The sequence below is a fragment of the Halorubrum sp. CSM-61 genome (assembly GCF_003781945.1).
Taxonomy (GTDB): Archaea; Halobacteriota; Halobacteria; order Halobacteriales; family Haloferacaceae; genus Halorubrum.
This window is the reverse complement of sequence record NZ_RJJW01000002.1, coordinates 365,961-379,273: the sequence shown is the minus strand read 5'-3', so window position 1 is coordinate 379,273 and position 13,313 is coordinate 365,961. Positions and strand designations below refer to the sequence as shown.

Here is a 13,313-nt window from a genome sequence, read left to right as displayed (position 1 = left end):
AGGCGCCCGCGTCCGGATCTCGGCGTATGACGGTCAACTACGACGGCTTCTCGGTGGAGTGGCTCGGCTACGCGACGGCGCGGCTGGAGCCGGAGGACGGCCCCGTCGCCTACACGGACCCGGGACGGTACGGCGTCCTCGACGACTACTGGGCCCGAGACGGCCACCTCGTCGTCGTCACCCACGACCACCACTACGACCCCGAGGGGATCCGGTCGGTCGCGCGCGAGGACGCGACGCTCGTGATCTACGAGGCTGTCGACCCCGCGGGGATCGACCGGGACGTGGAGCCGATCGAGTCGCTCGCCGCCGACTACGACGTGGTCCGCGTCGACGACGAGGCGCGCGTCGACGTGGCGACCCCGGCCGGCGAGGTCGCGGTCTGGTCGGTCGCCGCGCACAACGACCCCGAGGGGCCCAACGCCGACCCCGACGGCTCGGTGATCCACCCGCCGGGGTTCGGCTGCGGGTTCCTGCTCGGGCTCGGCGACCGCACCGTCTTCTGGCCCGGCGACTCCGACGCGCTCGACGGGTTCGCGGAGCTCGACGTCTCGGTCTTCCTCGCGAACATCGGCGGCGGGGGGCTCGTCTCCGACCGCCGCGCCGCCGCGGAGCTGGCCGAGGCGATAGACCCGGACCTGGTCGTCCCGATCCACTACGACACCTTCGAACAGCTGGAGGCGGACGGCGAGGCGTTCGCGGGCGACGTGGCCGCGCGCTCGATCCCGGTCGCGCTCGACGCCCGCTCGGCGAACCAGTAGCACCGGCTCTGGTGAAGCCCTCTGTAGCAGGCGCGTGTAGATTCGCAATCGCTCAGTAGGGGCGTCGCGACGAGCGGTATCGGGAGTGAGTATTCCAGATCGATAGCGGCGATATACTATTTAAACGGTGATGAGCGACGGGTCGCGTTAAGTTTGGCGTGAATTGTGGTAGACTGCGAGGGCTTCGAGCCAATTTTGAGCTGTCTCGAACGCGACATTGCTGAAACTATTTGCAAACGATGATGTTCGTCTTTCTATTTCCCAAAAGACACGTTCGATGGCATTCCGATTTCCATGTCGAATCACTTRAAATCGATAGCCGTCTTCAGCGAGGACTGAGCCGAGATAGTCTGCGTCATCGACGAGAAATTCGACGTTGTTGAGCTGATAKCGCCGGTGTAGCTCGGTGAGAAACCATCGCGTCGTCTGTTTGTTTGCGGTCGGATAGAGACTTACGTGAAGGATCTCGTTCGTCTGTGGATCAACCGCGCCGTACAGCCAGAACTTCTGGCCGTGGAGGCGGATCATCTTTTCATCAACCGCGAGTTGATCCTCGGAGACGGTCGAGATCGGCTGTAGATCGGCTTTATGAACCCAGTGATGGATAGCGACATGACTGCGATCGATCCCAAACCTTTCGAGATGATTACTTACCTCGCGTAGTGACATACCGGCCAAATGACAGCGGATCCCTACTTCAATCGCCCAGCGCGGCGTTCGATCTCGCTCCACAAACGACAAGTCGATCCAGGCGATACGTTCGCTGAGGCGGTCGAATTCTGTCATAGACACTCAGAAATCGTCCGCCTCATCCTCTAACTTAACGCGACCAAAATGACAACCCCGATTTATATTGGCTCACACACCACCGTACCATCATGGAAACCCGAACGGTCCATCTTGACTCTCTGTTGACGGACGGGTTGTTCGATATCCCGAGCTACCAGCGAAGCTATTCGTGGACGGAGCCCCAGCTCACTGACCTGTTCGAGGATATCCTGTATCTTCCTGAGGAGAAGTCTCACTTCTTCGGGAACATCATTCTTCGCAAGCAGGACACGCAGTTCGAGACGGATCGTCGACGTCGATTTGATAAGTACGACGTCGTGGACGGCCAACAGCGTCTGACATCGGCAATCATCTTTCTGTACGTCGCTTCGAAGTTTGATGACACGGTCGCGGCGACGCTTGACGAGGATAACCTACTCTTCCCTGTCGAGGAACGGCCGCGATTACTTCCGCAGGATCAAGATACCGAGTATTTCCGTGACGGATTACTTGGATCCTCATCTATCGATCCAGAGACCCCGTCACAGACGCGGCTCAAGGCCGCCACTGACTTCTTCACAGAGGGATTCGAGGCGCTCGAGGACCAGGACGCCGTACTTGATCTCGCTGAGACGCTCCGATACGACTGCCGGATCAACGTCGTCGAAATCGATGACGGCTCCGAGGCGGCTTCGATATTCGAGAGTCTTAACGACCGCGGCCGGCCGCTGTCGACGCTCGACAAAACGAAGAGCTTCCTGATGTACATGGACGACCGCTCCAGCAACGACGGTGCCCTTGAAACCAAGATCAAGCAGCGGTTTGGGAGCATCTTCCGAGATCTGTTCGTTTTCAACACCGGCCATAATCGGGTGAATGACTTCGACGAGGACAGTTTCCTCCGATTCCACTGGGGGATGTACGACGGCTATAATTCTAATGAGTATTTCAACGGATTCGGGACACTGAAAGACCGGCTCCGCGAGCAGTACCGTGCCGGTGAACTCGATGCCGTCCAGTCAGGAATTGACTCGTATGTCCAGGACCTCCGTGAGGCTGCTACGGCGTTTGCTGCGATACTCCAGCCGGACGTGCCAGACTCTGTCGAGCCCGCTCTCACGCGACTCTTGGAGCTCGGGCGACTGGCGAACGTTCTCCCCGTCCTGATGGCATCGTACCTGAAGTTCGCTGGTGATGACCCCGATGGCTTTGCTGACATCGTCGACGCGTGTGAAACGCTCGTATTCCGGATGTACGCGATCGACTCGAGGCGTTCGGACACGGGTCGAGGCCGACTGGTCCGACTCGCCCACGACGTTCACACTACACAGTCGATCGATCCCGAGACTGTTGTCGAACGACTCGACTCAATCACGGAGCGATACACAGACGACGACCGGTTCGAGCGTCGGCTCCGCGATCCAAACTTCTACCAGAGTACGTCAAGCCGAGACACGAAGTACCTCCTCTATCGCTACGGACAACAGGTTGAGTCCGAAGCTGGTGAGGAGGTCCTGACGAGTCCGGGACATATCCTCTCGACTGAGTTCCAAGTTGAACACATTCTTGCTCGAAAGCTTCCTACTGATGCGATTCCGGAGAGTCTTGTCGACGAGTTCGACGAACACGTCCACCGCCTCGGGAACCTCACGCTCGCCAGTAGATACTGGAACAGCTCGTACGGCAATCTTCCCTTCTCCGAGAAGAAACACGCCAGCGGTGGACGCGAAAAAGAGTATGCCTCCTCGTCGTTACGTGTCCAGCGGGAACTCGCGGCGTTCGACACCTTCGGGCAGTCGGCCATCGACGAGCGGACCGACACGCTTGTCGAATTCGCGCTCGATCACTGGTCCACCGATCCCGCGTCCTCCGAGCCGGATTCAACGGATGCCCCTGATGAGTTTGTCGGGTGGTTCCCACCTGATTTCTTCGACCGCCTCACCAGCAAACAGGAGGCGATGTTCCGCGTTCTGTACGCCGCAGAAGAGCCGTTGCTCACCGACGACCTGATCGAACGGATGGAAGACGAGTACGGGGAGACGGTCGGTGGCAGTAGCGGTCTTTCAGGTATTCTCGCGGGGCTGACGTCGAAACACTCCAAGGAGTTCCGCCACTCGATCATGTCCCCATCGTGGGCAGGAGACCAGTTCGAATGGGTTCTCACGCTCGATTCTGCGCAACGCGAGCAGTTCGAAGCAGAGATGGATCTGAAGTGATTTCACCTCCTGCTTGAGGACTGTCGAAAACATAGTTGGGGGACCACAGAGCCGGCTCATACCAATCGCTGCCGCTCAACCTGAACCTCTCCGTTCAGCACCGTCACCAACCAGGTGGAAGGAGTGTTCTCCTGTGTCGATGTGCTAATCTCCGCAGTCGGGCCCGTGACGATGAGAGGCGTCTCGTAGCCCGCTATCGAAGCGCGGCTCCCGACGTGTAGATGCCCCGAGACGATCAGGTCCAACCACTCCTCAGCCGAGTCGAGAAACTCCCTGAGATCAAGATGATTCGGATCAGTCCGATGGATCGGAGATCCGTTCTCGTCGACTGCCGGATACGGCGTGTCGTGTATAACAAGGATCGATACCGATGCCCCATCGTCGCCCGGCTTCTCCGGCTGCGGACTCGAAAACTCTCCCGCACCGTAGTCAAGTCCAGAAAGTCGGACGACACCGTCGCCGAACACTGCGGTCTCACCACCGATATGGATTCTCGGACCCTGACGTAACGTCCTGTTACCCGCTTCGTTGTCGTGGTTCCCGTGGATGTAGTACAGCGGGATCCCCGCATCGTGGGTGCGTCGGATCTCCTCGCGAACGTGATCCCTATCGTTTCGGGTTATTTCGTGGTCGAACACGTCGCCAGCGTGGACGACCGCGTCGACGTCGAGGCCCCGAGCACGGGCGAGACTCCGACTGAACGTTTGTCTGTTGTCCACATCTTGGGCCCACGGCGGCTTGGTATTTGACGCCCGATGGCGATACCCGACGTGCGTATCGCCGAGGAAGAGGAGCCGTAACCGGTCTGATTCGGATGTAACCCGCTCGACAGCAAAATCCGCGTTACTGTGGATCCGAAGCTCCGGACCCGAAGCGTCGATGTATCGCTTCGCTCTTCCGCCCCTGATCGCGTACGTAGCACCGACCTCCCACTCGACCGTTACGTCGTGTTTCTTCCAAGTAACGACCTGTATCTCCACCCCGTCAGCATCAGTCGCGATGAGTTCCACGTCTCGAGGCGGCTTGGGATGGGTGTTGACGTCGTGGACCGTCACCTCCAACGGACCCGTTACGGACTGATTGTGCCGGAGGCCGCTAGTGGTCTCCACGAGTCACGCCACTTCGGATATCTTGTTAGTTCTGCTGATAGTGGCGACCAGACCGAGTTTGGGTACTCCTCCAAGCTAGTGGGCGTCCAGAACGAACTGATCGAATCAACTCATCAATGTCGCGCGAGAACTTTCCCGCCACGAATACCCTGATATTGATGCTTTTTTCGTGAGTGGACGAACCTCTTTCTGGGATATCAAACACCAATATAGACGTGCAGTATGGCGATTTGACGAGATAGATCGCTCGTCGATATGAGTTGGTAGATAACCTGTGATCTCGCCTCTGTAGTTGGTAACCAGACACAAATACAGAACCATAATTGGTGGCAGAATAGCTCATTCTGTCATTTCTATACCGGGTTTACAGCATACATTGGCAGGAATTGGTGAATATAGGCCGCCCAACCACCAATTCTGACTAACCTATATCAGTACGTTCGGTCTGCGCACTGGCGTGACCAATCGCACTGAATCGGTCGCCGCTCGTATCAAATCGGACTCGAAGATCAAGATCACCCGTGCTGCCGAGGAGTGTGACCTCACCGTCTCGGCATACCTCGAGAGCGTTATCGAGGAACACATCGACCGGAATTCCCACGATCTTCGAGCACTCGAATCTTCCCCTACCCAAGATCCTGACCAGCCGACGACAACGGATCTATCCGAAGAATCACCAGATGAATTCGTCAAGAAAATGCTCGAGAGGTTGGAGTAACCGTGTCCAATGAGGTCCCTTCCATCGCCGAGTCGCACAGCTTGGAGAATCGTCTCGAGGAACTGCTCGAGCAGACGACCGAATCGCTCGAACCGACCGATCCAGAACGAGCACTCGAACTCTATCTCGACGACAAGGCCCGCGACTGCCAGGAAGCGACCGTCGATGCCCATCGCTCTCGGCTCGGCTTCTTCGTTGACTGGTGTGACGACCAAGGCATCGACACGCTCGACCAGCTCTCCGCTCGCGACCTCCACGAGTTCCGCGTGTGGCGGCGCGAAGATCTCAACGTCGTCAGCGAAAAGACGCAGATGGACTCGCTGCGCGTGTTCATCGAGTGGTGCGAGACCATCGACGCCGTCGAGTCTGGACTGTACCGCAAGGTCGACTCACCGAACCTAGACAACGGTGAGAACGCGCGAGAGACCGTGCTCAACGCGGAACGCGCCCAAGAGGTCCTCGCCTACCTCGAGCGATACGAGTACGCCACAACGGAGCACGTCTGCTGGGTCGTCCTCACGGAAACGGGTGTACGCTTGGGAGGAGCTCGTGCCCTCGACGTGGGCGACTACCAAGCCGATGCGGAGACGCCCCACATCGAGATCCATCATCGTCCGGACTCAGATACGCCAATCAAGAACAAGGAGCCGGGTGAGCGTCGCGTCGCAATCAGTGAAGAAGCGTGTGACGTGATCGACGACTACCTCGAACAGCGACGCCCAGACGTCGTCGATGACCACGGCCGAAAGCCGCTCCTCGCGACACAGCGGGGTCGCGTGGGGACGTCGACCATCCGTACCTACGTCTACCGGTGGTCACGGCCGTGCGCGATAGGTCGGGAGTGTCCGCATGACCGCGACCCCGACGACTGCGAAGCCGTCAAGAACGAGGCACGAGCCGCACGTTGCCCGTCGAGCGTGACGCCCCATCCGATCCGACGAGGATACATCACGCAGCTGCTCCGGGCAGGCGTTCCGGTCGAAATCGTCAGCGACCGGTGTAACGTCTCGCCGACAATTATCGACCAGCACTACGACGTGCGGTCGAAAGAGGACAAAATGAAGCAGCGGCAGGAAGCCTTCGACGACGTCGACGGTCGTGGCTCATCGTACACCTAGTCGTTACGTCCCGGCTATCGAGTGTCGCAGACACAGACGCCGCCTTCCCGTATCTGATCCGTGACGTACTGGTGAACGCTGCGAGAGAGCGCATACACACTATCCGCTTGCTTCTCTGTGGGCCGCTTGCCGCCGTAGTAGCTGTCCGTCCTGTTGTCGTCGTAGAGTCCCCGAAGCTCCCGTGTCGCCGTCCGCGAGAGCAGGCCGAGGTCCGCTGCCCGGTCGTAACAGTGCGTGTGATCGTAGAAATCGTCCAGTTCATCACCACCGACTGCGAGGGCATAGGCCTCGATAGACCGCTCGGTCGCCCCGAAGCAAAGTTCGATGGCAGCGGTGTAGTGTCCCTCTCCGTCGATCCGTGCGACCGCATCCAGCAGCCGACACGCCTTCGTGAGCTGTGTCTTCCAATCGTCGCCGGTCGAGATCGCGTCCTCGCGGTTCGGGACGCCGAATCCCTCCTCGTTGAACGCGTCGATAGCCGCATCGAGAGCCGTCCGGATATCCCGCGGATCGGACTCCTCACTCATCGATATCACCGTGGAAAACCATGTTCCGGACCGTCTGGAACTTCTCCGTCTCGTGGATTACGATCCCGTCGCTGAGCACCTCCCGTATCTCGGAGACGTACTTCGGGACCGCCTGAAGCGCCTCGACGTCGATCTCGTATTCGTACCGACCGTTCTCGAACTCCTCGTCTTCGAGTGCCTGTTTGACCTGATTCGCCGCTCGCTGGTTTGCCATTCGCTCTTCCTCGACGAGCACCCAGAGATCGATGTCACTCCGCCGGTCCGCTTCGCCTCGCGCGACGCTACCGTACAGAACGACCCCGATCACGTCGGCGAGTTCCTCGCGGAGTTCGGTTACCGCTGCTCTCACGGGTTCTTGAAACTCGACCTGAGGAATCTGTAAATAGGGATCGTCTGGGACGTGGAGCCGCTCGTGATTGATCCGGACCCATCGAGTGTTGCCCTCGCGTCGTTCGACGACGAGATCGTTTTCGGAGAGTACGGTTACCGCCTTGGAGACGCTCGGCTGCGAATAGTCCACTGCCTCGACGAGGTCACTAATCGAGAACTCCTGGGTATGATGGCGAGATAAAAAAGAGAGAACTGTGTCTGTGGCCGTACTACCGAATAAATTCCCGCTTTGGGCCGGTATATCGAGAAGTATCTGTAACCCGTCTTCGGCCATAATATTCGAGCTACTTTTCATAGCAAAGGATATGTTTCTCTATCTATTTAAACTTTATATGAAAAAGGCGGTTTGATTTATATTGGATGGTTCTGTGGGAGAGTCAGCGACCGCGCCCGAGAGTGCCTTTAGATGTCGTCGAGGTATCCCCTCCGTTGTTCCATCTTCTCTTTCTGCGAGCGCTGGTCGTAGTGTTGGTCGATAACGTCGGACGTCACGTTCGCCCGGTCGCCGACCACCGTCTCGGGCACGTCACTCTGTAGGTAGTGCGTGATCGCGCCACGACGGAACGGATGCGGACTAACACTAGACGGACACCTCGATGCTCCACTCTTCTCTAGGGCTGCACAGTCAGTCGTGTCGCGGTCGTGCGGACACTCTTGGCCGTACTCACACGGACGAGTCATCTGGTAGCAGTACTTTCGGAGGGTAGACTTCGCAACCCGCCCGTTTCTTGTCGTGAGAAGCGGGTTCCGACCGTAGTCGTCCATGACTTCGGGCCGTTGTTCGCGGTTCCAGTCGTCGAGAACGAGACAGACCTCACCTGAGACGGCAATGATTCGCTCGCCTTCTTGCTTGTTCTTGAGTGGTGTGCCGGTATCAGGTCGATGCCGAAGCCGTAGCGACTGCTCTTCCGGGTCGTAGTCTTTGATGTCGAGCGCTCGCACCGAGCCCATCCGGAGCATCGTGTGCCACAGGAGCGTCGCAGTCACGTGGTTGATTGAGGCGTACTCGTATCGCTCGAGGTACGCGAGCATCGCTTCAGTGTCGTCAGTTTCGAGCATCACGTCGCGACTATTCTCTTGAGATGTGATATCCGGCGAGAGGACCTTCTTATGAAGATTCTGTTCAACAGCGTCGATTGACTCTAGCCACTTCACGAAGACGCGTAGCGTGTCCATCTGCGTCTTCTCGCTCACCTTCGTGAGGTCGCCGACGTTGCGCCGCCAGAGTCGAAACTCCTGAAGTCTCCGCCTGGTCAGTTCGTTCAGGTTCTCTATCTCGCGCTCCTCACACCATCTGAGCAGGAAACTCAGACGTGACTTGTGAGAGACGACCGTCGCCTCCGCAACCGAAGTTTTTTTTTTCTCCGCGATATACAGCTCGAACGCCGTTTCGGGGTCGATTGGTTCGAGTTCCATGGTTCGATCGGTTTCGAACCACACGACTACGCGGCCTTCGACACCCGTTCAGCGTATTACCAACTTTTCCGGGTCGGGGTCGCTATCCCGTCGCGCCCGTAGTCTTCTAATCGCATGACAGCGTCGGGGTAGACGCCGTAATAGTGCGAGGCGCGTGCTTTCGTTCGATAGGTGATCGTCCGCTGGTCCATCGGTGGGGTTCGCGTACATCCAAACTGGCGCAGGGAGAGAAAATCAATCGGTGATTGACTCATTCTTCTTGCGTGATCGGAGAGAATACCCGAGTTCTATGAAAGTTCAATTATTACATAGAGGAGGCTTTGTTGGCATCCTATTCTTCAGATATATTCTCGCCTGAAACAGCCGTTTGATGAGAACTGCTTGTTGATCGAGTACGGGAATACGTATCGCAGATCGGTGGCAGGGATTCAGTATGTAAACGGCCGTGAGCGACGGCGACGATCGCCTATAAACGAACGATGCGGTGGCGTGCGCCTCCGAGTGGCCGCCACCGGCGGCCGCGAAGGAGCGCCGCGCGAGGGAGTCGCTGGCGGCTGTCGCCGCCAGCGACAGGGCGAGAGCGAAGCTCTCGCTTGCAACCGGACGTAGTCCGGTGACGAGGCTGGGGAGGTGTGAGGTGCTGTGCGGTTGCGGGTGGGTGGGAATCAAAGGGGCAGTCGGTGAGAGCGGCGCAGGTGACGTAAGCACCGCAACGAGGGAGCAACGCGACCGAGTGAGGAGCGCAGCGAGCGTGCGCCGCTCTCAGCGGCTGGGGCTTTGAAAGCCATCACCCCAGTGCCGTCGATCGTTTATAAACAGCCGACAGCAACGCCACTCGATCGGTTATAAACAACCACTCCACCGTTTTACTATACCCACTCCCGCAATCGCTCGTCGCTGTGTCTGTACTGAGCGATCAGTGAGTTTCCTGTATGGACCGGGGCCGCGTCTGACGGTACCACCAGCTGAGAATCTCAACAGATCCTTGAATTTCGTAGTGGACTGACCAGCGTGCCCCTCGGGATACCTGGCGAATGCTCGCGGGCAACTGCTATTCGCCGACGCTGTTGAGCGCGCTGTTCAGCTCGAAGAGCTCGCGGACGACGTTACTGTCCGCGACCCGGTACCGACGCGGTGACGTGTTCGGAACCTCCTCGATGAGTTCGACCTCGATCAGGAGGTCAGTGTAGTTGCCGACGGTCTGGCGCGTGACGCCGGCGTGTTCTGCGAGTTCGGTTTTGTTGAACTCGCGGTTCGGCGGGAGATCGAGCAACGCGTCCACGAGAATCGGGATCGCATCGTGCTGCGTGAGGTACAGCCACCCGCTCGGGTGCTCCTTCCGGAGCTCCTTTTTCGCCCCGCGGTCGTCCGCCTGTTCCATACTACTCATACAGAGAGACACCATCTGTGTGTGTATAAGTGTTCCCACTAGCGTTAACCGTCATTAACAGTTTTTATGTGAGAGTGGATTCATCCCTCCGCTATGGAGAAGCCGTCGGTGAAATGTGCCCTCTTGGCGACGATGATAGCGAAACACAAGTGGGGCACACCGATCGCGGAGGAGGCGCTCCTCAATCTCTCAGCGATCGACGGCGACTACCCGACTGCGCGAGATGTCTACGCCGATCTTCGCAGCGAACCCTACATTACCTACCGGGGAAACCGCGGTATCGAACTCAACAAGAGCCGCTTCGACAAACTCGCCGACGTCCTCTACCACGAATGCGGCTGGGAAGCCTGGGAGATCGATAGTCGCCTGAAACACTACGAGGGCATCGAGGAGCACGATTGGAAGTAAGTCCTCTATACTGAACGAGCCAACTCCGACTGAGCCGAGGAGGGCCGATGTGAGATGTGGGCTCTGTATCTCCCACGGGTCGTACAGAATGTCACTTAGTTATCAAAAAGGCGGTTTTGAAACGGCTAAATTCGGCCGCCTCATGCCTGAAAGGTCGATCCGTTCGACAGCCGAACCAGCGCCCGTCGCGCCCGTACCGTTCTAATCGCATGGCTGCGTCGGGGTAGACGCGGTAATAATCCGAGTCGCGTGCTTTCGTTCGACAGGTGACCGTCTACTGGCGCATCGGTGGGGGTCGCGTACAGGCAAAGCTGGATTCGATAGAGAAAATCACTCGCAGATCGGTTGCACCGGTCGGATCCGACTAACGATTGCTCAGTACCGTCCGGTTATTCGTCTTCGAGGGCGTCGTAGACGTCTCGGTTCGCATCGCGGTCGTCCGCCGCGACCCGCCGAACTAACTCCCGCCGGATGTCCTCCATCACGTCGTCGAGCGGTGATGTCGTTTCTGCGCCGTCTTCGGTGGCCATGCCTGAACGGACGTGTCGAACCCCGTTAACCGTTCGGGTCCGACGAATCGCCTGTCAACTCCGATAGCCCGTACCGGACGAGTTCGTCTCGCCACTCCTCGATCTCACCGGCCAGATCCAACTCTTCGGTGTGGGAGCGCAGATACTCGGTGGTTTCTTCCTCATCCACCGCCGCTTCGTCGGTACCGAACGCTTTCAGAATCGCCCTCACTTCGTCGTCGTACTCGAAGCGGTACCCGTTGAGGAAGTAGAAGACGACGGTCACGTTGAGCGCGGTACGTTTGTTCGCATCGACGAAGGGATGATTAGCGACGAGGAGCCGCAGAAGATGATACGCCTTCTCGTGGATGGTTTCCGGCGCTAAGCCGAAGCTCCCCTCTTCGATGTAGTTCAGTGCGAACTCGATGTCGCCGCGGTTCCGAACACCGGCGGGAGTCTCGGGATACTCCGCGACGACGTCGTCGTGGATGGCGACGACGTCTTCGACGGACGGGTACCACAACGAGTCGGCCATTCGCTCTGGCGTCGGTGCTACACCGGTGTAGATTTTGTCATCGCCGGCTGAACGGTGTCAGATATCGCCGTTTCAATGACGTCGAATTCGGCCGCCTCACGCCTGAAAGGTCGAGTCGTTCGACAGTCGAAGTAGCGCCCGTCGCGCCCTCGTGGGATGCCTGCACCGACGATCGCCGGGCCGTCGGTCACGGCGATCCCTGTTTGAGTCGCGCTTCGGGATCGTTCCGTCGGCCCCGAAATCTCCTCCCACGAACACCCGTCCCTCGACTCACCCCGCGTCCGCGACGATCCACGGCTTCGCGTCGGGGTCGTACTCGGCGATCGCGCCGCTGTGGCTGCGCGTCTCGGGCGCGAGGACGCCGACGTGTTTCAGCTGCTGGACGAAGTTGAACAGGACGTTGTTCCGGATCACGTCGGTCCAGACGCTCCGGTCTCGGTAGAGCCGCTCCGTCTCGCCGCGCTCGATCAGCTCCCGGGCCCGGGCCGCGCCGCGGGTCGTGCAGAACGCGCTCAGGAAGACGTTCGGGTACTCGCGGACGAGCCGCTCGACGAGGTCGAGGAAGTGCACGCGCGGCCCCTCCTTCCGGAGCGCGTCGAGCAGCAGCCCGAACTCGGGGTGTCTGACGAACGAGTTCTTCAGCAGGACCGCGAGCGGCGGGTGGACCTCGGCGACGGTGCGCCGGGCCACGTCCTCCTTCGTCAGGCGCAGGTCGTCGAGGTCCTCGATCCCGTAGCCCCGGAGGACCGTCGCGGCCAGCTCCCCCTGCTCGGTCAGTTCGTGAGGCGACCCCGCGGTGAGGAGCCCGAGGGTGCGCGCGCTCGCGACCGTCTCGCCGCCGGCACCGAAGCCGTACTCGTCGGCGATCGCGTCGACGAGTTCGTCGCGGGCGAGGGGGCCGTACCGATCGAGCGCGACGACCGGTGCGAAGTAGTTGAGCGGCTGGGCGAGGCTCAGCGTCGTGACGTCGCCGCCGAACTCGTTCCCCCGGAGCCGCAGGGAGAGCTGCCCCTCGATGTCCGCGACCTCCGCGGTCGACTCCGCGCTCGGCGGCGAGCGCCACGCCGTCGCGCCGTCCTCGTCGACGCCGATGACGCCGATTCCCTTCGAGCGGAGCAGGTCGGCGTGGGGTCTGACGGCGTCGCCGTGGCCCGCAAGGTACGAGGCGTGCGCGCCCTGCTGGTAGGTGAGCGCCTGTCCGATGCCTCGGAGGAGGTTCGAGGAGCCCTTCACCTCGATCGCGAACACGCGGTTCGCGTCGGTGAAGCCGAGCACGTCCGGGTACCGTCCCCGGATCGCGATCTCGTGGCGGCGGCACCGATCGAGCACGTCCGCGTACGCGTCGCTGTGGGCCTGCGGGACGTGGACCAGCGGCTCGTAGTTCCGCTCGTCGAGCGCGGTCACCACGCGATCGAACACCGCCGGCTCGTTCATACCGAATCGTGAGC

Annotated in this window: 14 protein-coding genes; 5 read left to right on the top strand and 9 right to left on the bottom strand. The window is 59.6% G+C overall.

The genetic code is table 11. The features are described 5' to 3' along the window. The first annotated feature begins 26 nt into the window (after positions 1 to 26). Complete coding sequence (locus EDM04_RS04880; protein ID WP_123620026.1) at positions 27 to 761, top strand: MBL fold metallo-hydrolase; 735 nt, start codon at positions 27 to 29, stop codon at positions 759 to 761. 147 nt (positions 762 to 908) lie between these two features. On the opposite strand, the gene EDM04_RS04875 is transcribed toward EDM04_RS04880, so the two are convergent. Next, complete coding sequence (locus EDM04_RS04875) at positions 909 to 1,547, bottom strand: IS6 family transposase (protein WP_123620025.1); 639 nt, start codon at positions 1,545 to 1,547, stop codon at positions 909 to 911. Positions 1,548 to 1,639: 92 nt separating this feature from the next. On the opposite strand from EDM04_RS04875, the gene EDM04_RS04870 reads away from it, so the two are divergent. Beyond that, a complete protein-coding gene (locus tag EDM04_RS04870; protein WP_123620024.1) occupies positions 1,640 to 3,745 on the top strand; it encodes a DUF262 domain-containing protein in 2,106 nt (701 codons plus the stop codon). Positions 3,746 to 3,801: 56 nt separating this feature from the next. On the opposite strand, the gene EDM04_RS04865 is transcribed toward EDM04_RS04870, so the two are convergent. Then, positions 3,802 to 4,755 (bottom strand): metallophosphoesterase, encoded by a 954-nt coding sequence (locus tag EDM04_RS04865; protein ID WP_241154849.1) that lies wholly within the window; start codon positions 4,753 to 4,755, stop codon positions 3,802 to 3,804. Between the two features lie 556 nt (positions 4,756 to 5,311). Between EDM04_RS04865 and EDM04_RS04860 the strand changes: the two genes are divergently transcribed. After that, entirely contained in the window at positions 5,312 to 5,572 is a 261-nt protein-coding gene (locus EDM04_RS04860; RefSeq protein ID WP_123620023.1) for a hypothetical protein, read from the top strand. Between the two features lie 2 nt (positions 5,573 to 5,574). Beyond that, on the top strand, positions 5,575 to 6,690 hold the full coding sequence (locus EDM04_RS04855) for a site-specific integrase (RefSeq protein ID WP_123620022.1): 1,116 nt from the start codon (positions 5,575 to 5,577) through the stop codon (positions 6,688 to 6,690). Between the two features lie 14 nt (positions 6,691 to 6,704). Here EDM04_RS04855 and EDM04_RS04850 read toward each other — a convergent pair whose 3' ends face one another. From EDM04_RS04850 to EDM04_RS04835, 4 genes are all read right to left on the bottom strand, one after another. Next, positions 6,705 to 7,217 (bottom strand): DNA-binding protein, encoded by a 513-nt coding sequence (locus tag EDM04_RS04850; RefSeq protein WP_123620021.1) that lies wholly within the window; start codon positions 7,215 to 7,217, stop codon positions 6,705 to 6,707. After that, positions 7,210 to 7,902, bottom strand: coding sequence for a nucleotidyltransferase domain-containing protein (locus EDM04_RS04845; protein WP_123620020.1), 693 nt, complete (start codon positions 7,900 to 7,902; stop codon positions 7,210 to 7,212). The genes EDM04_RS04850 and EDM04_RS04845 overlap by 8 nt, the downstream gene beginning before the upstream one ends. A gap of 107 nt (positions 7,903 to 8,009) precedes the next feature. Then, on the bottom strand, positions 8,010 to 9,023 hold the full coding sequence (locus tag EDM04_RS04840) for a site-specific integrase (protein ID WP_123620019.1): 1,014 nt from the start codon (positions 9,021 to 9,023) through the stop codon (positions 8,010 to 8,012). Positions 9,024 to 10,074: 1,051 nt separating this feature from the next. Then, positions 10,075 to 10,413 carry a hypothetical protein gene (locus tag EDM04_RS04835; RefSeq protein WP_206424424.1) on the bottom strand — a complete coding sequence of 113 codons (339 nt, stop codon included), beginning with the start codon at positions 10,411 to 10,413 and terminating at the stop codon, positions 10,075 to 10,077. A 93-nt stretch (positions 10,414 to 10,506) separates the two neighbouring features. On the opposite strand from EDM04_RS04835, the gene EDM04_RS04830 reads away from it, so the two are divergent. Further along, positions 10,507 to 10,821, top strand: coding sequence for a hypothetical protein (locus EDM04_RS04830; RefSeq protein WP_123620018.1), 315 nt, complete (start codon positions 10,507 to 10,509; stop codon positions 10,819 to 10,821). A 389-nt stretch (positions 10,822 to 11,210) separates the two neighbouring features. Here EDM04_RS04830 and EDM04_RS18440 read toward each other — a convergent pair whose 3' ends face one another. The 3 genes from EDM04_RS18440 to EDM04_RS04820 form a co-directional block, all read right to left on the bottom strand. Continuing rightward, a complete protein-coding gene (locus tag EDM04_RS18440) occupies positions 11,211 to 11,351 on the bottom strand; it encodes a hypothetical protein (protein ID WP_164471083.1) in 141 nt (46 codons plus the stop codon). A 25-nt stretch (positions 11,352 to 11,376) separates the two neighbouring features. After that, the gene (locus tag EDM04_RS04825; RefSeq protein WP_123620017.1) at positions 11,377 to 11,865 is read right to left on the bottom strand and encodes a type II toxin-antitoxin system death-on-curing family toxin; all 489 of its coding nucleotides are present in this window, start codon (positions 11,863 to 11,865) and stop codon (positions 11,377 to 11,379) included. 270 nt (positions 11,866 to 12,135) lie between these two features. After that, the gene (locus EDM04_RS04820) at positions 12,136 to 13,299 is read right to left on the bottom strand and encodes a hypothetical protein (RefSeq protein WP_123620016.1); all 1,164 of its coding nucleotides are present in this window, start codon (positions 13,297 to 13,299) and stop codon (positions 12,136 to 12,138) included. Between the last annotated feature and the right edge of the window lie 14 nt (positions 13,300 to 13,313).